16 protein-coding genes are annotated in these 18,506 nt (G+C 74.4%); 8 read left to right on the top strand and 8 right to left on the bottom strand.

Features of this window, described 5'->3' with window-relative positions:
• The first annotated feature begins 140 nt into the window (after positions 1 to 140).
• Positions 141 to 1,946, top strand: a complete 1,806-nt coding sequence (locus tag ACZ6NC_RS07440) for a helix-hairpin-helix domain-containing protein (protein WP_465729919.1) — start codon at positions 141 to 143, stop codon at positions 1,944 to 1,946.
• 410 nt (positions 1,947 to 2,356) lie between these two features.
• Here the strand turns inward: ACZ6NC_RS07440 and ACZ6NC_RS07435 are convergent, their stop codons facing one another.
• Positions 2,357 to 3,031: a response regulator gene (locus tag ACZ6NC_RS07435; protein ID WP_465730226.1), complete on the bottom strand. Its 675-nt coding sequence runs from the start codon at positions 3,029 to 3,031 to the stop codon at positions 2,357 to 2,359.
• Positions 3,032 to 3,326: 295 nt separating this feature from the next.
• Complete coding sequence (locus ACZ6NC_RS07430; protein WP_465729918.1) at positions 3,327 to 4,691, bottom strand: sensor histidine kinase; 1,365 nt, start codon at positions 4,689 to 4,691, stop codon at positions 3,327 to 3,329.
• 655 nt (positions 4,692 to 5,346) lie between these two features.
• Between ACZ6NC_RS07430 and ACZ6NC_RS07425 the strand changes: the two genes are divergently transcribed.
• Positions 5,347 to 6,075 carry a (2Fe-2S)-binding protein gene (locus ACZ6NC_RS07425; RefSeq protein ID WP_465729916.1) on the top strand — a complete coding sequence of 243 codons (729 nt, stop codon included), beginning with the start codon at positions 5,347 to 5,349 and terminating at the stop codon, positions 6,073 to 6,075.
• Positions 6,076 to 6,239: 164 nt separating this feature from the next.
• Here ACZ6NC_RS07425 and ACZ6NC_RS07420 read toward each other — a convergent pair whose 3' ends face one another.
• Positions 6,240 to 7,037, bottom strand: coding sequence for a FadR/GntR family transcriptional regulator (locus ACZ6NC_RS07420; protein ID WP_465729914.1), 798 nt, complete (start codon positions 7,035 to 7,037; stop codon positions 6,240 to 6,242).
• Between the two features lie 474 nt (positions 7,038 to 7,511).
• Between ACZ6NC_RS07420 and ACZ6NC_RS07415 the strand changes: the two genes are divergently transcribed.
• Together ACZ6NC_RS07415 and ACZ6NC_RS07410 are read left to right on the top strand one after the other, a co-directional pair.
• Positions 7,512 to 7,730, top strand: coding sequence for a hypothetical protein (locus ACZ6NC_RS07415; RefSeq protein WP_465729912.1), 219 nt, complete (start codon positions 7,512 to 7,514; stop codon positions 7,728 to 7,730).
• A gap of 87 nt (positions 7,731 to 7,817) precedes the next feature.
• Complete coding sequence (locus ACZ6NC_RS07410) at positions 7,818 to 8,081, top strand: hypothetical protein (RefSeq protein WP_465729910.1); 264 nt, start codon at positions 7,818 to 7,820, stop codon at positions 8,079 to 8,081.
• Between the two features lie 128 nt (positions 8,082 to 8,209).
• On the opposite strand, the gene ACZ6NC_RS07405 is transcribed toward ACZ6NC_RS07410, so the two are convergent.
• Positions 8,210 to 9,169, bottom strand: a complete 960-nt coding sequence (locus ACZ6NC_RS07405) for an SMP-30/gluconolactonase/LRE family protein (protein WP_465729908.1) — start codon at positions 9,167 to 9,169, stop codon at positions 8,210 to 8,212.
• 429 nt (positions 9,170 to 9,598) lie between these two features.
• On the opposite strand from ACZ6NC_RS07405, the gene ACZ6NC_RS07400 reads away from it, so the two are divergent.
• The gene (locus ACZ6NC_RS07400; protein ID WP_465729906.1) at positions 9,599 to 9,751 is read left to right on the top strand and encodes a hypothetical protein; all 153 of its coding nucleotides are present in this window, start codon (positions 9,599 to 9,601) and stop codon (positions 9,749 to 9,751) included.
• Entirely contained in the window at positions 9,748 to 10,923 is a 1,176-nt protein-coding gene (locus ACZ6NC_RS07395) for a CaiB/BaiF CoA transferase family protein (protein WP_465729904.1), read from the top strand. Before ACZ6NC_RS07400 ends, ACZ6NC_RS07395 begins: the two co-directional genes overlap by 4 nt.
• Before the next feature lie 91 nt (positions 10,924 to 11,014).
• Here ACZ6NC_RS07395 and ACZ6NC_RS07390 read toward each other — a convergent pair whose 3' ends face one another.
• The 4 genes from ACZ6NC_RS07390 to ACZ6NC_RS07375 all read right to left on the bottom strand — a co-directional run bounded on the left by ACZ6NC_RS07390 (position 11,015) and on the right by ACZ6NC_RS07375 (position 16,466).
• Complete coding sequence (locus tag ACZ6NC_RS07390; protein WP_465729902.1) at positions 11,015 to 12,616, bottom strand: alpha-amylase family glycosyl hydrolase; 1,602 nt, start codon at positions 12,614 to 12,616, stop codon at positions 11,015 to 11,017.
• Between the two features lie 177 nt (positions 12,617 to 12,793).
• Positions 12,794 to 13,441, bottom strand: coding sequence for a bifunctional 4-hydroxy-2-oxoglutarate aldolase/2-dehydro-3-deoxy-phosphogluconate aldolase (locus tag ACZ6NC_RS07385; RefSeq protein ID WP_465729900.1), 648 nt, complete (start codon positions 13,439 to 13,441; stop codon positions 12,794 to 12,796).
• Positions 13,438 to 15,012, bottom strand: coding sequence for an N-acyl-D-amino-acid deacylase family protein (locus ACZ6NC_RS07380; RefSeq protein WP_465729898.1), 1,575 nt, complete (start codon positions 15,010 to 15,012; stop codon positions 13,438 to 13,440). The genes ACZ6NC_RS07385 and ACZ6NC_RS07380 overlap by 4 nt, the downstream gene beginning before the upstream one ends.
• 140 nt (positions 15,013 to 15,152) lie before the next feature.
• Positions 15,153 to 16,466 (bottom strand): type III PLP-dependent enzyme domain-containing protein, encoded by a 1,314-nt coding sequence (locus ACZ6NC_RS07375; RefSeq protein WP_465729896.1) that lies wholly within the window; start codon positions 16,464 to 16,466, stop codon positions 15,153 to 15,155.
• Positions 16,467 to 16,595: 129 nt separating this feature from the next.
• Here ACZ6NC_RS07375 and ACZ6NC_RS07370 point away from each other — a divergent pair, with 129 nt between their 5' ends.
• Together ACZ6NC_RS07370 and ACZ6NC_RS07365 are read left to right on the top strand one after the other, a co-directional pair.
• Positions 16,596 to 17,756, top strand: coding sequence for a sugar kinase (locus tag ACZ6NC_RS07370; protein WP_465729894.1), 1,161 nt, complete (start codon positions 16,596 to 16,598; stop codon positions 17,754 to 17,756).
• The gene (locus ACZ6NC_RS07365) at positions 17,753 to 18,505 is read left to right on the top strand and encodes an IclR family transcriptional regulator (RefSeq protein ID WP_465729892.1); all 753 of its coding nucleotides are present in this window, start codon (positions 17,753 to 17,755) and stop codon (positions 18,503 to 18,505) included. The genes ACZ6NC_RS07370 and ACZ6NC_RS07365 overlap by 4 nt, the downstream gene beginning before the upstream one ends.
• Position 18,506: the final 1 nt, after the last annotated feature.

The following is an 18,506-nucleotide window of genomic DNA, read 5'->3' as shown; positions in this document are numbered from 1 at the left end:
CCGCCCGACGGAACGCCCCGGGACACGTCCACCCCGGACACCACCCCGCCCGGTACTGCCTGCCCGGAACGCCGCCTGCCTGGAACGCGCCGCCCTCCGCCCACCCGGCCCGATCAGACCGCCGAACCTAGACTGACCCCATGACCCGGCTCAACGACCAGGTCCAGGAGCTGCTCCAGGAGTACGCCGACCTGATCTCGATCACCGGCGGGGACGCCTTCCGGGCCCGCGCCTACGAGAAGGCCGCCCGCGCCGTGGGCGGTTACCCGGAGGACGTCGCCGGGCTGGACGCCAAGGGCCTCCAGCAGATCCCCGGCGTCGGAAAGTCCACCGCCGAGAAGGTCGCCCAGTACCTCGCCACCGGCCGGATGGAGGCGCTGGAGACGCTGCGCGCCGCGATCCCACCCGGCGTCCGCGAGATGATGGCCGTCCCCAGCGTGGGCCCCAAACGCGCCCTCGCCCTCTACCGTGATCTGGACATCGCCTCGGTCGACCAACTCGCCGAGGCGATCCGCGCGGACCGGCTGAGCGGGGTGGCCGGATTCGGCGAGCGCAGCGGCGAGAAGATCCTGCACGGCATCGAGCTGATGCGGCAGTCCGGCGGGCGGACGCTGCTCGACGCGGCCACCGAGCAGGCCGAGCAGATCGTCGCGGCGATCGCGGCCGTGCCGGGCTGCACCCGCTGCGCGTACGCGGGTTCGCTGCGCCGGATGCGCGAGACCGTCGGCGACATCGACGTGCTCGCCACCGCGGAGGACTCGGCGCCGCTGATGGCCGCGCTCACCGAACTCCCGTACGTGGCCGAGGTGATCGTGCGCGGCCCGACCAAGACCTCGGTCCGCACGGCCAAGGGCCTCCAGGTGGATCTGCGGGTGGTGCCGGAGGGGGACTGGGGTGCGGCGCTGGCCTACTTCACCGGCTCCAAGGCCCACAACATCAAGCTCCGGACCATGGCCGTCCGGGCCGGCCTGAAGCTCTCCGAGTACGGGCTGTTCGAAGCCGAGAACGCCAAGGACGCCGAGCAGGCCGAGGATGCCGACAGCAGGGCCAACGACACCAGCACCGGCGGCGACAGTAGCGCGGACGGCACGAAGGTGGCCTCGGCCACCGAGGAGGAGGTCTACGCGGCGCTCGGGCTGCCGTGGATCGCGCCGCCGCTGCGCGAGGACCGGGGCGAGGTCGAGGCGGCGCTGCGCGGCGAACTGCCGGAGCTGGTCACGGAGGCGGACCTCCGCGGCGACCTGCACACCCACACCAACCTCACCGACGGGCTGGCCACCCTGGAGGAGATGATCGACACGGCGGCCGCGCGCGGCTACACGTACTACGCCGTGACCGACCATGCGCCCGACCTGGTCATGCAGCGGATGACCGACGAGAAGATGCTCGCCCAACGCGAGCAGCTGCGCGAACTCGCCGGCCGGCACAGGCGGATGCGCCTGCTGCACGGCACCGAGCTGAACATCGGCCCGGACGGCGGAGTGGACTGGCCCGCCGAGTTCCTCGCCGGCTTCGACGTCTGCGTGGCCTCCGTCCACTCGCACTTCGGCGCCGACCGGGCCACCCAGACCCGTCGGCTGGTCCGAGCCTGCGAAAATCCGTACGTACACATCATCGGCCACCTCACCACCCGCCGGATCGGCCGGCGCGGGCCGATCGACGTCGACCTGGACGCGGTCTTCGAAGCCGCCGCCCGCACCGGCACCGCGATCGAGATCAACAGCTCCCCGCAACGGCTCGACCTTCGCGACGAGGACGTGCTGCGGGCGAAGCGGTACGGCGTGAGGTTCGCGATCGACAGCGACGCCCACGCCACCGGCCACCTCGCCTACCCGCAGTACGGGATCGGCACCGCCCAGCGGGCCTGGCTGACCGCCGAGGACGTGATCAACACCTGGCCGTGGCAACGGCTGAAGCGGTTCCTGCGCAAGGACGCGCTGCGATAGCGGGCGTCCTTCTTGAACAGCCCGAGCAGCCCCGGGCAGTCCTGGGCAGTCCCGGGCAGTCCCCGAACAGCCGCCGAACAGCCCCGCCGGCCGATCTCCCGACCCCGTACCCGACCTGCACACTTTGCCCGATTTCGCACCGGAAAACTCTGGTGCAACCGGTACGGGAGGAGCATCATGGAGGTGGACCTGCGAGGTAGATGAGGGAGTTCGACCGCAGGAGGCAGTGGCGACAGATCGAGACGGATCAGGGTCTGCCGCTGGTACCTCGGTCGACGATCGAACTGTGAGGCCGGAGGACGCGACGTCCGGAGGCCACCCCCGCCTCGCAGGTTCCCCGTGCCCGCACTCCCCGCCCTTCCCGCCTTCCCCGCCCGAACCGGCAGGCAATCCGCGAGATGCAGGCACCACTACACGGTCGGGACCGCGTACCCCATCTCCCAGGCGTGCACGGCAATGCCGACCCGGTTCTGCACGCCCAGCTTCCGCTGGATGCTGGCGACATGCGTCTTCACCGTGCCCGGCGAGATGAACAGCTCGGCGGCGATGTCCGCGTTGGTCCGGCCCGCGGCGACGTGACCGGCGATCTCCACCTCCCGGTCGGTGAGCGGCACAACAGGACCACGACGGCTCTCCGGGCGCCGGGGCGCCGTCACGTGCTTCAGCAGCCGGACGGTGACGGACGGGCTGATCAGGCTCTCCCCGCTCGCCGCCGCCCGCACCGCCTCGGCCAGCAGAGCCGGCCCGGACCGCTTCAACAGGAAGCCCGACGCCCCGTGCTGAAGAGCCGGGTAGACGTACTCGTCGAGATCGAAGGTGGTCAGCACCACGACCCGCACCGGTGTGACGGCACCCGGCCCGGCCAGCCGCCGGGTCAGCTCCAGGCCGTCCATCCGGGGCATCCGGATGTCGACCAGCGCGACGTCCGGGCGCAGCTGCCCGGCGAGTTCGAGCGCGGCGGCGCCGTCGGCGGCCTCGCCGACCACGGTGATGTCGGGCTGCGCCTCCAGGATCCGCCGCACGCTCCGGCGGACCGCCTCCTGGTCGTCCGCGATCAGCGTGCGGATCGGAGCCTGCGCGGCCACCGACGGCTCGGCGCCGGCCACGACCGCGGGCGCGGCACCCGGCGACGCCGCAACGGGCAGCGCGGCATGCACCGCAGCAGACACCGAATCCTTCGGGCTGCGCTCCGGATGGGGACTCGTCACGGGGAGCAGTCTCGCACGGTGACGGCAACCAGTGCGGCGAGGGCGACCAACGCGACTACGGCGGCAAGCACCCGCCGGACGGGCCCCGCCAGCCCCGATACCGCCGGTCACCCCTGCCGAACGGCCTACTCACCAACTACCCCGCCGGCCACCCCACCGGCTCCCGCAGCAGCTACCGCACCGGCAGCTCGCAGCTGATCCGCCAGCCCGACGGCCGGTGCGGACCCGCGTCGAGCGTCCCGCCGTGGGCGGCCACCCGCTCGGCCAGGCCGGCCAGTCCGGTACCGCCGCTGCCCGGGAGCCGGCGCAGCAGCCCCTTCGGGCCTCCCCCGCGCCCACCGTCGTCCGTCACCGACACCTCCACCGACCGGGCCGCCACCCCGGCAGCCCCGCCCCCACCACGCGAACCACCCAAGCCGTAGGACCCACCCGTACCCGCCGTCCCCGCCGCACCGCCCACAATCGCCACCCGCACGATCACCTCCGCCGCATCCGGTGCATATCGCCGCACATTGGTCAGCCCCTCCAGCACGGCGGCGTACGCGGTGGCCTCGGCCTCGCGCGACAGCAGCCCGGCGGCCTCCGGCACCAGCTCGACGACGGCCCGGGTCGAACCGCCCCCCGAGAAGCGGCCGACCAACTCCGGCAGGTCGGCCAGCCCGTGCACCCGGGTCGCCCCGACCGCCCGGCCCTCCGCCACCTCGTCCGCCTGCGGGTCGCGCAGCGCGCCCACCATCGCGTCCATCGAGTCCAGCGCCCGCAGACCGGCCTCCTCCAGCCGGCGGAGCAGGGCCGCCGTCTCCGTCGCGTCCAGGCCGGGCAGCTGGCCGGCCTGCGCCTCCAGCACGATGCCGGTGATCTCGTGGGCGACGAAGTCGTGCAGCCCGCGGGCCACTTCGAGCCGCTGCTCGCGGCGGGCGCCGGCCACCGCCCGCTCCCGGCGGGCGTCCAGGGCCCGAAGGTAGAGGCCGGCCCCGGCCACGCCGATCGCCGGAAGGAGCGAGACCAGGACGGCGACGAGCGAACCGGTCCAGCCCGCCTCGGGCACCCGGAGGGTGAAGCGCAGCGGCACCAGCAGCCCGGCCAGGCCGACCGCCGCCCCGACCGGCCCCGCCCACCGGCCGGGCACCCGCCGCGCCACCCGGCCGAGCAGCACCAGAAGCGCAAGCCACTCGAACGGCAGCCAGAACGCGGGGAGGCGGTACGGGCCCGAGTAGCCCGCGTCCAGCACCAGTGAGGCGACCGCGACCGCACCCGCCGCCCCCGCCAGCGTCACCCGGCGGGACGGCCACGGCAGGAGCGCCACCGCCGCCGCGAGCGCGGCCATGGCGGCGACGAGCAACGCGGCCGCACGCTGGCCCTGGTGCGCCAGCACCACCGGCGCCAGCACGCCGAGCACGGCGGCGGCGGACAGCGGCCGGCGCAGCCGCGCCGCAACGGCGGCCGGGGGCCCGGCCGAAGCCGGTCGAACCGGGGCCGGCCGGGGCGGGACAGCCGCAGTGGACCGGCCGTCCGACGCCGGGGTTTCGGTACGCATGCGCCCGAGCCTACGGGTGCGGCCCCCACGCACCCGGGCCCAGCTCTCCCGGGGGAGGCCGGGATCCTCCCCGAGGTGGATCAGATCCCCACCACAGCAGGAGGCCTGACTGGGCATCAGATGAGAGATTGGTCCTCGTCCTGCCGAGGGACCCCCGCACGGAAGGGCCGAACACCATGAACACCCGCACCACCCCCACCGCCCACGCCGCCGCAACCACCGCCTGGACCGACTCCGCCTGGGCCTTCACCGCCCGCAGGACCACCGCCGCCGTGCAGTGCCTGCTCGCCGGCCTCGCACCCGCCTCTGCCCCCGGAGCCCGATGCGAAGCCCGGAGTGACCGGCAGGCCGGTGGTGATCAAACCGCCCCCTCGACGTGCGAGGGTCCCGCCCGAGAAGTCCGGAAGACCCGTCATCACCGAGGCATCATTGCTACACCGGGGCGCGGTACCGTTCCCCGGTGCCGACCACGGCAACTTCACCATACGGGCTGACCTCCCGACCCGACCGACCCGAAGGACCGCGCGATGCCCGACCACCGCCCGCCCGCCGGCGGCGCCTTCCGCGCCGCCCGCCCCCGGCCCGGCGCGTGTGTACCAGCGGACCCGGCGGCGGGCCAGGCACCGGTCCAGGCGGCAGGCTCTGCGGCCGCCCGATGACCCTCACCCCGCCCGACTACCGCCGACTCGCCACCGTCGGCCCGTACTTCGCGCTGAACGCCGCCAACGCGCCCACCGATACGCCGCCCCCGGGCTTCCGGCCGCTGCGCGAGCTCTACGCGGCGGAGCCGGACGGGTTGCTCGCCTCGCGGGTGAGGGAGGTCGCGAGACGGCTCGGTACCGGCGAACCCCGCGTGGCAGCCTCGATCCTGCACCTCGGACTGGCCGCCCGGTTCTGCTCGGTGAGCCTCGGCGCAGCCGTCCTGCTGGGCGTGGTCCCCTCGTTGGACCCCGACGGCGCGTACGTGCGCGTGCCGGAGCAGGGGCCGATCGACCTCTGGGCGCCGTACGAGCCCGGGCCGGCGGCAACTCGGACGACGGACGACGAAGCCCTGACCGAACGGCTCCACCGCGCGCTCGTCCAAGGCCAGTTGGCACCGCTCGCCGCCGCAGTCCGGGCCACGGTGCCGCTCTCGGAGCGGCTGCTCCACGGCAACGCCGCGTCCGCACTCGTGGGCGCGCTACGCATGCTCGGCGCCCACGCGGCTCCCGGCCGGGCCCGGGCGCTGGTCGCGGTGCTGCTCGACCGGCCGCCGCTGGCCGGCACCGGGACCTTGAACGACTCCGGCTTCCGGCGGAACAGCTGCTGCCTCTACTACCGCGTGGGCCCGGGCGCGGGCGTCTGCGGCGACTGCTGCTTCACCCGGCCGCCCCGCCGCACCTGAGCACCGGAGCGCAGGCACCGACGGCACGGCCACCGCCACCGCCGCACGCGATACCTCTGACATTGAAGGTCAAGCACGCATCCGGACGATCACCCAGCCCACCCCACCCACCATGCCCTCCACCGCAGGAGAGCCACCCCGGCCGGGGAGCAGGCCGATACCGGTCATGACCGCTCCGCCGGGAAGGCCGAGGACGCCGATCGGGAAGCCCCCGCGGAGTCCGTCAGCTCCAGGTGCCCCCGCACCAGGTGGTGCACGCACGCGACGGTGTGCGCCTCCGCCGCCGCGCGGGCGCCGGGCCCGTCCCCGGCGCCCACCGCGACCAGGATCTCCCGGTGCTGTTCGGCGAACCGCTCCCGGTCGGGCGCGTAGGGCGCCGGCAGCCAGAGCAGCGGCCCGATTTCGGCCTGGAGCCGGACGGCGAGCTGGGTGAGGCGCACCGACTGGGCGGCGACGGCGAGTTCGATGTGGAAGCGGGCGTCGGCGCGGCGCAGTTCGGCGGGGGTGCGGGCCTCCCGCAGCGCGGTGACCAGCCGGGTGAGGCGGTCGGCCAGGTCGGCGGGCGCGCGTTCGGCGGCGAGCCGGGCGGCGGTTCCGGCGACGGCCAGTTCCTCGTCCCCCAGGTCACGCAGCTCGACGGTGCCGAGTTCGCGCAGCCGGGCGAGCTGGAGGCGGTCGGATCCTTCCGCCGGGGTGCGGACGAAGCTGCCACCGTTGCGGCCGCGCCGGGTCTCGATCAGTCCGCCGTCGCGGAGCAGGGCGAGCGCCTCACGCAGGGTGCCGTTGGCGACGCCGAGCTGGTCGGCGAGGTCGTTCTCGCTGGGCAGTTGGTCGCCGTCGGCGACCAGGCCGAGGGCGATCGCCTCGGTGATCCGGCGGGCGACGGCGTCGGCCCGGCCGAGGTCGGTGAGCGGTGAGAGGACGGCGCTGAGCAGTGGGGTCGTACTCCCGATGGTGGTCATGGCGTGCCCTCCCCGATCACCGTCCTGCCGGGTGTTTCCGGCAGGGTACAACGCGATTGGCCGTGCACCCTTGCCGCTGGAAACTCAATCTCGTATGTTTTCCCGCGCCCTCACCCCGAGCGTCACGTCACGATCCCAGGAGACGGCGACACCGACACCGGTTCGGACACCGATGCCGAACGCCTCGCCACTCTCGGCCACACCTCCGAGTCCAAGCGCAGCTTGAGCCTCTGGGCCAACCTCTCCCGCGGGTCGACGTATCTCTCCCCCGTCGTCGGCGTCCACACACTCTTCGCAACCTCTCGCCGCCGGCGGACTCCACCTGGCCCTGCCCCGACCGCACCTGCACAGCGACGCGCCGGCCGGCGACGCGCCGACCACCCAGCCGCCGGCGCGGCCTCGGCCTGCGGGTACTGGCTGCCGGCCAGGGCCGCCTGGACCGACAGCATCGAACTCGCCGATCCCACGCCACGGTTGGGCGGCGACGAGCTCGTCCTCAGTACCGGACTGCCACTCCCGCCCGCACTCGACGGCGACACCGTCCGTACGGCGCACTGGCTCACCAGTCCGGCGTACGACAAGACCATCACCCGGTCCCAGTACCGGGGCGCTTTCTACCTCGACCCGGCCACGGACCTCCTCTGGTTCGACACCATCACCCCCGAGGTCCGCGACGGCAGCTCGCCGTCCTGAGCCACGAGCCGTTGGCCACGACCTCCACTGCCTCCGGGCCCGCAGGCAGCGCGCGGCCTCCCGCACCCGGCGGGGTAGGGTCGCGCCGTGCTGCTCGTTCTCCTCCTGTGGGCCCTGCTGCTCGCCGGCTCCTACGGCCTCGGTGTCCTGGGCACTCGCCTCACCGCCGCCGCCGCACGGCCGACGGCACTCGCAGCCGCCCTGCTGCTGACCTGCGGCGCGACCGCGACCGCCGGGTGGCTCTCCTGGCCGTCCTACCTCACGCCGCTCCACGCCGCCCTCAGCGCCGCCGGGTCCCTGGCCGGCGGTGCCCACGGCCTCCTCCACCGCACTCGCGGCCGCCACGCGTAGGCCGCACACGAACCGCCCACCCGCTCCCCACCCGAGCCACCGCCTCACCACCCTCACGCCTCCACACCGTGGCCCGGGCGGGAGCAGTTCCCCCACCCGGGCCACCGCCGCACCGCGACCGCCGCCTGCTACCGCTCCAACGTCGCGAGGAGCAGGTTCGGGTCGGTCCGGGTGAAGTACGCCGCGCTCGGGACGTACACGGTGTCGCCGCGGACGGCCACCGAGGTGGGGTTGGAGAGGCCGTCCTGCCCGGTGAGCACGGTGTGGTGGCTGCCGTCGCCGGCGATGTAGACGGCCTCGCTGGTGCCGTTGACCGCGGCGATCACGTTGTCGCCGTGGCCGAGGAAGGCGAAGTCGTCGATACCGGCCACGCCGGTCGCGCGGGTCTCGGCCGGCCCGGCGGTACCGTCACCGTCGATCGGGATGCGCAGCAGGTTGCCGGTGTCGGTGTTGCTGACCCAGACCGCGTGGTGGTGCACCTTGAGACCGTTGGCGCCGAACCCTCCGTTGGGCTTGAGCAGCGCGTCGTCGGACCAGATCGTCGAGGCCCCGCCCTCCACCGGGGTGACGTGGACGACGCCGAGCGCCGAATCGGCGGAGTAGAGCCGGCCCGCGCGCTCGTCGAGGGCGAGGCCATTGGGGAAGCTGGTGACGGGGAGGGCGGAGATGCGCTCCGGGGTGCCACCGGGGCAGAGGCGCCAGATGCCGGTGAGGTCCTCGGTGCCGGTGGCGTAGGCGAAGTAGAGGGTCCCGTCATGGGCGCGGGCGATGCCGGTCACCACGGCCGCACCGATCAGCGGGGTGGCCGGCTGCGCGGGCGCGGGCAGGACGGCCAGCTCGGTGAGGTTTCCGGCCCGGTCGACCCGGCCGATCTTGCGGGCGAAGGAGAAGGTGAGGTCCGCCGAGCCGTCCGGTTCGAGGGCGATGTTCTCGGGTTGGAGGCCCAGGTCCAGGTTGAAGTGGGCGATGATCCGGGGCTGCGAGAGCGGCGGCGCGACGGCGACGGCCGGGGTGGCCGCCAGCAGGGCGAGGGCTGCGGAGGCGGCGGTACCGAGCAGGCCGGCAAGCCGGCGGGGCGGACGGGTCATGGGTGTCTCCTCGGAATCGACGGAATCGACGTCGAACTCGGAGTCGCAGTCGAACTCGAAGTCGAAGTCGTACTCGAACTCAGAACCGAACAGGGGCGGGCTTAACGCGCACCTGTCAGCAGAGCACGCGCACCACCCCCGCCACCGGCGCTGCGCCGCCGCACCACCACGAGATCCCCCGCTCGGGCCACCGCTGTCCCGGGAACGCGTCACCGCCGTCCCGGGAACGCGTCACCGCTGTCCCGAACGCCTCACCGCGGGCCGTCATCGCGGGCCGCCCGACGAAACGTCCACCCGACCCGCCACTACGCAGGACATGTCGTCCGCTGCGCCCGCAGCCCCCGGCCGAGCAGAATGATCCGCACCCGGCGGACCGGCGGGGCAGAGCCAGCCGGGCGACAGGGAGCCGGGCGAGCGAGAGGGAGAGCGATGGTGCGCACCGAGCAGGGAGCAGGCACGGCGACCGCCGCCGGGCGGGCCGAGTGGTGCGGCGAGGAGCCGGCCCGGGCGTTCCCCACCACCACCCGGACGGTGTCCGTCCGCACCCGCGACCCCCGCCCCACCCCTGGAGGTGCCTCATGAACCTGCCCCTCTCCGGCGTCCTGGTGGCCGACTTCGGCCGCGTCCTCGCGGCGCCGTACGCCACGATGCTCCTCGCCGACCTGGGAGCGGACGTGGTCAAGGTCGAGCAGCCGGGCACCGGGGACGACACCCGTGCCTGGGGCCCGCCGCACGTCCAGGGCCAGGCCACCTACTTCCTCTCCGTCAACCGCAACAAGCGCTCGATCGCGCTCGACCTGCGCGACCCGGCCGACCACGCCCGCGCGGTCGAACTGGTCCGCCGCGCGGACGTCCTGGTGGAGAACTTCCGGCCGGGCACGATGGCGAAGCACGGCCTCGGCTACGAGGACAGCAGAGCCCTCAACCCCCGGCTGGTCTACTGCTCGGTGACCGGATTCGGCACCGGCCCGGGTGCCGCACTGCCGGGGTACGACCTGCTGGTGCAGGCCGTCGGCGGGCTGATGAGCATGACCGGCCCGGCGCCCGGCGAGCCGGTGAAGACGGGCGTGGCCCTGGTGGACGTTCTGACCGGGCTGCACGCCGCGGTCGGGGTGCTGGCCGCGCTGCGCGAGCGGGACGCCACCGGCGAGGGCCAGTTGGTGGAGGTCAACCTGCTCTCCACGCTGCTCTCCAGCCTGGTCAACCAGTCCGCCGGGTACACCCTGGCCGGCGTGGTCCCGGGCATCCTTGGCAACCGCCACCCGTCGATCGCGCCGTACGAGGTGTTCACCGCCGCCGACCGGCCGCTGGTGATCGCCGTCGGCAACGACCGCCAGTTCGCCGCGCTCTGCCAGGGGCTGGACGCGCCGCAGCTCGCCACCGACCCCCGGTTCGTCACCAACCCGGACCGGGTGGCCCACATCGACGCGCTGGCCGCCGAACTCACCACCCGCCTCCGACAGCGGACGGCCGCCGAGTGGTTCGCCCTCCTCACCCCGCTCGGTGTGCCGTGCGGACCGGTGAACGACCTGGCCGGCGCCTTCCAACTCGCCGACGCCCTGGGCCTGGAGCCGCGCACCACACTGACCCGCCCGGACGGCACCGACGACGGCGAGCCGCTCGACCTGGTCGCCAACCCGATCGGCCTCTCCCGCACACCCCCGCGCTACGAGCGCCGCCCGCCCCGGCTCGGTGAGCACAACGCCGAGCTCAAAGCCTGGCTGGACGACCGGCTCCCCCACCGAACCGAGTAATCCCCATGACCAAGCCCCTGGCCGACCCGAAACACGGCCCGGAGCACTGCTCGAAACACGACCCCCGAGCACGGCCCCGGCTACCCGGACATCAGCCCAGCTCGAACACCCCGTACGAGAAGCCCTCCGCCCGCAGTTCCCCGTCGACCACCCGCACCCCCTGCGCGTCCAGCGGCCGCACGCCGACCGGCCCAGGCCCCGCCGCGACCGGCCCGAGCGGCACCACGCCCGGCTCCCGCCGCGGGTTGACGGCGACCAGGTACCGGCCCGCCCGGGTGTACACCAAGGGGTACCCGCCGTGCCGGACCTCCACCCCGCCCTCCACTCCGAGCCCCGGGTGGGCCCGGCGCAGCGCGATCAGCCGGCGGACGGTGTGCAGCAGCGAGGTCGGGTCGGCCCGCTGGGTGGCGACGTCGGGCCGGTGGGGGTCGGGGTCGACGGGGAGGTACAGGCGCTCGGCCGGTGCGGTGGAGAAGCCGGCGGTCCGGCCGGGCGCCCACTGCATCGGCGTGCGCGAGCCGGCCCGGTTGTAGTGCGGGCCGAGCACGCTGCCCTCGACGTCGGGCAGGTCCGGCAGGTAGCGCATGCCGATCTCGTCGCCGTAGTAGACGGCGGGCAGGGTGGGCCAGGTGAGCAGGAAGGCGAACGCGGCGGCGAGTTGCTCGGCGGTGCGCGGGCCGGTGGCGAGCCGGGAGAAGTCGTGGTTGGCGGTGGGGAACGCGATGTACCCGGCGCCCTCGGTGAGTTCGGCGGCGGAGCGCCAGGCGTCCAGGAAGACCTGCGGGGTGCCGAGGCCCTCGGCGTCGAAGTAGCAGGGGCCCTGCTTCCAGTACTCCTCCACCGTGCCGGCATTGTTGTTCCAGAGCGAGCGCAGCGGCAGCCCCTGGTCGGCGCCGCCGAACTGGAGGAAGAAGTCGGCGTGGAAGCCGGCCGCGACGGCGGTGGCAGGGTCGCCCCACTCGGCGAACAGGGCGGCCTGCGGGTGGGTGCGGTCGAGCCAGTCTCGCAGCTCGGTCCAGAGCTTGGCGGTCTCGGTGAACCCGGGGTCGTCCTTGACCAGCGAAGAGGCCATGTCGACGCGGAAGCCGGCCACGCCGAGGCCGAGCCAGTGCGCCATGATCTCGCGCAGCGCGGCACGGTTGGCGCGCGGGCCGTCGGCGTCGACCGGCTGTCGCCAGGGCTGGTCGGAACGGGTTTGCGCGTAGCCGAAGTTGAGCGCGGGCTGGCAGTCGAAGAAGTTCGGCCGGTACCAGCCGGGGCGACTGCCGGGCGAGGCGACGAAGCCGTCGACCGGGCGGTCGGACCAGATGTAGCGGTGGTCGGACGGGTCCTCGGCGGCGGCGAGGAACCAGGGGTGGCGGTCGGAGGTGTGGCCGGCGACCAGGTCGAGCAGGAGCCGGATGCCCCGTCGGCCTGCCGCCTCGACCAGGGCCGCGAGGTCCTCGGTGGTGCCGTAGCGCGGGGCCGGGGTGAGGTAGTCGCTGATGTCGTAGCCGGCGTCGCGGAACGGCGAGGCGAAGCAGGGGTTGAGCCAGACCGTGTCGACGCCGAGCCAGGCGAGGTGGTCGAGATGGTCGGCGATGCCCGCGAAGTCGCCGATGCCGTCGCCGTCGGCGTCGGCGAAGGTCTGCGGGTAGATCTGGTAGAGGACGGCGTCGGCCAGCCAGTCGGGGCCGGGGCGGGTCGAGGTCATGGGATGGATCCTCCTGCCGGGTCCGGGGGCCGGGTCTACCGATTCTCGTCCAATCCCGGCCGTCCCGACAGCCCGCGCCCACCACTTCCTCCCCCGCCCCGGCCGTCCCGACAGCCCGCGTCCGCCACTTCCTCCCCCGTCCCCGCCCCTGACCGGACGGCCCCGTACCGCTAACCGCTAGCGGGGCGCCCCGCACGCCTCCGTGAACGCCTTCGCCCGCCGGGTGATCTCCGCCCAGTCGCCCGCCGCGACGACGTCCGGCGGCACCACGTCCGTCCCGGCGCAGACCGCGAGAGCTCCCTGGGCCAGGAACTCCGCGGCGTTGCCAGCGTTGACGCCACCGGAGGCGACCAGCGGGATGTCCGGGTACGGGCCCCGCAGGTCCCTGAAGTAGCCGGGGCCGAACGCCCGGGCCGGGAAGATCTTGACGGCCGCGGCGCCGAGTTCGGCGGCCTGGGCCACCTCGGTCGGCGTGAGCGCGCCGAGCACCACCGGCACCCTGGCGGCGTGCGCGCTCTGCGCCACCTCGGGCCGGAGCCCGGGGGTGACCAGGAACGTGGCGCCGACGTCGAATGCCCGCTCCGCCTGCTCCACGGTCAGCACGGTGCCGACCCCGACCCGCCATCCCTCCCGCGCGGCACGTCGCAGATGATCCGTCACATCCGGTGTGGTGTAGGTGAATTCGGTCAGGTTGATGCCGCCCTCGGCGAGCGCGGCGCAGAGCGCGACGGCGTCGGGTATCCGGGGGGCACGGACCACGGCGATGACGGGCGAGGCGGCCAGCACGGCGCGCATGCGGGCGACGACGAAAGGCGTGGGGCTCATGCGGCTCGGGTTCCTCGGTCGGTTCGGCGCAGGGCGCGCCCGGGCCGGGCGCCCGTGGTGCGGCCCTGCCGGACAACGGCGGTGCCGTTGACGTAGACGTGCTCGATGCCCGCGGCGGGCTGCCGGGGCTGCTCGAAGGTGGCGGTGTCCTGGACCTTCTCCGGGTCGAAGAGGACCAGGTCGGCGTGGTGGCCGGGGGCGATCAGGCCGCGCCGGTCCAGTCCGAGCCGGGCGGCGGGGCGACCGGTCATCCGGGCGATCGCCTCCTCCAGCGTGAGCACGCCCAACTCCCGGCTGTAGCGGGCCAGGTAGCGGGGGAAGGTACCCCAGGCGCGCGGGTGCGGACGGGCGCCGACCAGCAGGCCGTCGCTGCCGGCGGTGTGCGCGCGGTGGCGCATGATCGCCCGGACGTTCTCCTCGTGGCCGACGTGCTGGAGGATGGTGGTGGCCAGCTCGTCCCGGCGCAGCAGGTCGAGGAAGACGTCCGTCCCGCTCAGCCCCTGCTCGGCGGCGAGTTCGGCCACCGTCCGCCCGACGGCCCCCGCCAGCGCGGGGTTCCGGACGCCGGAGAGCTGGATGGTCGCCCAGTCGGTGACCACCCCGTGGCAGCCGTCGCTGCCCTTCTCCTCCACCTCGTACCGGATCCGCTCGCGCGCGTCCGGCTCGCCGAGCCGGGCCAGGGTGGCCTGCGGGCCGCCCTCGGTGGCCCAACCGGGCAGCAGGGCGGCCAGGGTGGTGGATCCTGGCAGGTAGGGGTAGCTGTCCAGGGTGAGGTCGACGCCGTCGGCGAGGGCCCGGTCGACCAGGTCGAGCAGTTCGCCGGCCCGCCCCTGGTTGACGCCGAAGTTCATGGTGGCGTGGGTCAGGTGGACGGGGCAGCCGGACTGCCGGGCGATCTCCACCATCTCCGCGTAGCCCTCCAACGCTCCTGCACCGTAGGAACGTTGGTGCGGCGCGTGAAATCCTCCGTACTGCGCGACCACCCGGCAGAGCTCGACCAGCTCGGCGGTGCCGGCGTACATCCCCGGCGTGTACGTGAGGCCGCTCGACAACCCGACCGCACCCTGCCGCAGGCCCTCCCCCAACAGCGCGCGCATCCGGTCGAGTTCGGCCGGGCGCGGCGCCCGGTTCTCCCAGCCCATGGCGAGCATCCGCAACGAGCCGTGCGGGACGAGGTAGCAGGCGTTGACTCCCGTGCCCGTCCGGTCCAGCCGGTCCAGGTACTCCCCGACCGTCCGCCAGTCCCAGTCGAGGCCCTCCGGGTCGCCGTTCCAACCGGCGATCTGGCGGCGCAGCGCGGGCAGGGTGGTGTCGTCGACCGGCGCGTACGACAGGCCGTCCTGGCCGAGGACTTCGCAGGTGACGCCCTGGGTGACCTTGGCCGGGTGCTCGGGTTCGAGCAGCAGGGCGAGGTCGGAGTGGGCGTGCATGTCGATGAACCCGGGGGCCAGCACCAGCCCGTCCGCGTCCACCTCCCGTGCGGCGCCCAGGCTTTGCCCGATCTCGGCGATCCGCCCGCGGTCGATCCGGACGTCGGCCCGGTACCGGTCGGCGCCGCTCCCGTCGATCACGGTGGCCCCCTTGAAGACGAGCGGGCCGCCACCCACAGGACCGCCACCCACAGGACCGCCACTCGTCAGCGCACCACCCCCCGGACCGCCGCGCGCCGGCCCCGCACTCGCGGGACCGTCGCCCGTCGGAGCGGCAGCCATCAGAAGAACGTCCTCACCAGGCCGGTGACCTTCGGCTCCGCCGCGGAGGCGTCGTCCAGCACCGGGATCAGCGTCCACTTGTCGAAGGCGGTGCACGGGTGCGAGATGCCGAGCCGCAGCACGGCGCCGACGGGGGCGAGGTCGCCGGCTTCGCGCAGGAAGGCGTGCTGGTCGTTGAGCGCGGTGATCCTGGCCTTCGTGCCGATCAACTCTGCCCCTCCCCGGACCAGTTGCGGCTCGGGCAGGCCGTCGTCGAATGGCAGGTCGCGCTTCCCGGCGTCCAGCAGGGCGAGTTGGGGCTCCGGCCGGGAGACCACCCGGGCCCAGCCGTGCAGCGCGCCGCGGAACGGCGTGTCGCCGGCGCCGCGGACGAGCGGCGAGATCCCCCGGTAGAAACCGTCGTCGTGGGCGATGTACGCCCCCGAGCGGAGCACCACGAAGGCGTCCGGGAGGGCGTTCAACTCCTCGACCACCAGGTCGAAGTAGGCGCTGCCACCGGCGGTGACCACCGGCGCGGCGACGTCGGAGTAGGCGGTGGAGAGCCGTCCGTGCAACTCGGCGAGGGCCCGCAGGTAGCCGCGGACGGTGGCCAGCCCGTCCGCGCCGGCGTCGTGGGCCAGCGCGCCCTCGTACCCGCCGATGCCGGCCAGCCGCAGGGTGGGCGCGCGCAGCACGGCGGCAGCGACCTCGACCGCCGCGTCGACGCCGCGGGTGCCGGTGCGCCCGCCGGGGCCGCCGAGCTCGACCAGCACCTCGACCGGGCGCTCGGCGCCGGCCGCCCGCAGCGCCTCGTCCATCAGCCGGACGCTCTCGGTGGAGTCGACCCAGGAGACGAAGGCGAACGCGGGGTCGGCGGCCAGTTCGGCGGCGAGCCAGCCGAGCCCGGCCGGGTCGAGCAGGGTGTTGGCGAGCAGGATCCGCTGGACGCCGAAGGCCCGCGCGACCCTGACCTGCGGCAGGTTGGCGAGCGTGATGCCGTGGCTGCCGGCGTCGAGCTGTGCCTGCCAGAGCGCGGGCGCCATGGTGGTCTTGCCGTGCGGGGCGAGCGCGACACCGGCCTTGGTGCACCAGTCGGCCATGGTCCGCACGTTGTGGTCGAGGGCGGCCCCGTCCAGCGTGAGCAGCGGGGTGCCGAGCCCGGCGAGGGTGGGCCCGGTGGCGAGGTAGTCGCGGACGCTGAGGCCGTAGGCGGCGGGCGGCAGCGCCTTGAAGCGCCAGTCGAGCACCTCGTCGGCGAGGGCCGCCACCTTGCCGGTGTCGATCGCCGGCCCGGTGCCGGTGCTTGCGAAGGTGCCTGCGAAGGTCTGGTCCACCGTCTTCCTCCATCAATCGTGTTGCAGCATGTGCAACGAGGGTTGCACATGCTGGCATCACGGTTCTAGCATCGGCGCCGGACCAAGGTCAACGAAACGGCCGGCCCCAGCACGCGAGGAGCTCAGCAGATGCCCCGACAGGACACCGCCGCGAGCTCGGGCACCCCGCAGCCCACGCCTCCGACGGCGGTCTGCGTGGGCGAGTCGATGGCGGTGCTGCTGCCGGACCGGCCGGGCCCGCTGGAGTCGGTGGAGAACTTCCGTCTCTCGGTCGGCGGCGCCGAGTCCAACGTGGCGGGCGCACTCGCCGCACTCGGCGTGCCGAGCGCCTGGGTCAGCCGGGTCGGCGACGACGGCTTCGGCCGCCGCCTGCTCGCCGAGGTCTCCGCCCGCGGGGTGGACGTCTCCGCGGTCGCCGTGGACCGGCACCGCCCGACCGGCCTCTATCTCAAGGAGGTCGGCGGCACCACCGGCAGCCGCCACGACCTCGGGCCCGGGCGCAGCCGCCTGCACTACCACCGCCGCGGCTCGGCCGCCGCCGCGCTCTCCCCCGCCCTGCTGGCCGACCCGGCCGCCGCCCGGCTGCTGGCCGGAGCCCGCCTGCTGCACCTGTCCGGCATCACCGCCGCCCTCTCCGACGACTGCCTGGCCCTGCTGCGCGCCCTGCTCGCCGACCGCCGGCCGGGCCGGCTGGTCAGCTTCGACCTCAACTGGCGCCCCGCGCTCTGGCGTGACCGCGACCCGGCCGTCCTGCCGCCGCTGCTGGACGCCGCCGACGTGCTGCTCCTCGGCGCCGACGAGGCCGAGGCCGCCTTCGGCACCGGCAGCGCGCAGGCGCTGCGCCGCCGCTTCCCCTCCCCGGCGACCGTGGTGGTCAAGGACGCCGCCCGGCTGGTCACCGCGCTGGACCGGGACGGCACGGCCGTCACCGAGCCGGCCCTCGCCGTCGAGGTGGTCGAGGCCACCGGAGCGGGCGACGCCTTCGCGGCCGGCTACCTGGCGGGCACCGTGCGCGGCCTGGACCAGCGCGGCCGGCTGCGGCTGGGCCATCTCAGCGCCGCCTGCGCGCTGACCGCCCACGGCGACCAGGCCGAGCTGCCGCCGGCGGCCGCGGTCGACGCCCTGCTGGCGGCCTCCGCCGCGGACTGGGCCGCGACCCGCGTGTCGGCGGACGGCGTCGTGTCCCCTGTCCTGCCGACGACCGTGGGCGCTGCCGCCCGCCCCCGGCCGGCCACAGACCCTCGACCCGCCCCTTCCCCGGCCCCCTCCCCGGCCCTTGGAGCACGATGAGCCAGACCGTCACCCGCGCCTTGCGCATCCTCGCCGAGCTCGGCGAGGGCGAGCGCTCCCTGGACCAGCTCGCCGAGGTACTCGGCGTGCACAAGACCACGGTGCTGCGGCTGCTCCAGAGCCTCGAAGAGGAACGTTTCGTCTACCGGGACCCGGCCTACCGCTACCACCTGGGCGCCGGCCTCTTCGCGCTCTCCGGCCTCGCCCTGGAGCAGCGCGGCGTCCGCCGGATCGCCGCCCCGCACCTGGCCGAGCTGAACGCCGCCACCGGCCAGACCGTGCACCTCGCCGCGTACGAGGGCGGCGAGGTGGTCTACATCGACAAGTACGACTCGCGCCATCCGGTGCGGATGTACTCGCGGATCGGCCTGCGCGCGGCCCTGCACAGCGCGGCCGTCTCCAAGGTGCTGCTGGCCGACCTGCCGGTGCCCGAGCGGCGCCGGGTGGTGTCCGGCATCGACTTCACCCCGCACACCGCCCGGACGCTGACCACCCCCGAGGCCCTGCTGGCCGAGCTGGAGAAGGTCGCCGCCCAGGGCTGGGCGCAGGACCACGCCGAGCACGAGGCGTTCATCAACTGCGTGGCCGCCCCGGTCCGGGACGCCAGCGGACGCGTCGTCGCGGCCGCCTCGATCTCCGTCCCGGACGTCGTCCTCCCCTACGAACAGGTGCTGGAGCTGCTGCCGCAGCTGCTCGCCACCACCCGCGCCATCTCCGCCGACTGCGGGCAGACACCCCCGGCCGGCTGAC

It is taken from the genome of Kitasatospora sp. NPDC041988 (genome assembly GCF_055588525.1).
The sequence above is the reverse complement of the archived record's forward strand: the minus strand, read 5'-3'. Positions and strand labels throughout refer to the sequence as shown.

Excerpts from the sequence above, each read along its gene's own strand:
- ACZ6NC_RS07390 (WP_465729902.1), bottom strand. The coding sequence starts at position 12,616 with ATGACCTCGACCCGCCCCGGCCCCGACTGGCTGGCCGACGCCGTCCTC.
- ACZ6NC_RS07365 (WP_465729892.1), top strand. The coding sequence starts at position 17,753 with ATGAGCCAGACCGTCACCCGCGCCTTGCGCATCCTCGCCGAGCTCGGC.
- ACZ6NC_RS07430 (WP_465729918.1), bottom strand. The coding sequence starts at position 4,691 with ATGCGTACCGAAACCCCGGCGTCGGACGGCCGGTCCACTGCGGCTGTC.
- ACZ6NC_RS07425 (WP_465729916.1), top strand. The coding sequence starts at position 5,347 with ATGACCCTCACCCCGCCCGACTACCGCCGACTCGCCACCGTCGGCCCG.
- ACZ6NC_RS07400 (WP_465729906.1), top strand. The coding sequence starts at position 9,599 with ATGGTGCGCACCGAGCAGGGAGCAGGCACGGCGACCGCCGCCGGGCGG.
- ACZ6NC_RS07395 (WP_465729904.1), top strand. The coding sequence starts at position 9,748 with ATGAACCTGCCCCTCTCCGGCGTCCTGGTGGCCGACTTCGGCCGCGTC.
- ACZ6NC_RS07370 (WP_465729894.1), top strand. The coding sequence starts at position 16,596 with ATGCCCCGACAGGACACCGCCGCGAGCTCGGGCACCCCGCAGCCCACG.
- ACZ6NC_RS07385 (WP_465729900.1), bottom strand. The coding sequence starts at position 13,441 with ATGAGCCCCACGCCTTTCGTCGTCGCCCGCATGCGCGCCGTGCTGGCC.
- ACZ6NC_RS07405 (WP_465729908.1), bottom strand. The coding sequence starts at position 9,169 with ATGACCCGTCCGCCCCGCCGGCTTGCCGGCCTGCTCGGTACCGCCGCC.
- ACZ6NC_RS07420 (WP_465729914.1), bottom strand. The coding sequence starts at position 7,037 with ATGACCACCATCGGGAGTACGACCCCACTGCTCAGCGCCGTCCTCTCA.
- ACZ6NC_RS07440 (WP_465729919.1), top strand. The coding sequence starts at position 141 with ATGACCCGGCTCAACGACCAGGTCCAGGAGCTGCTCCAGGAGTACGCC.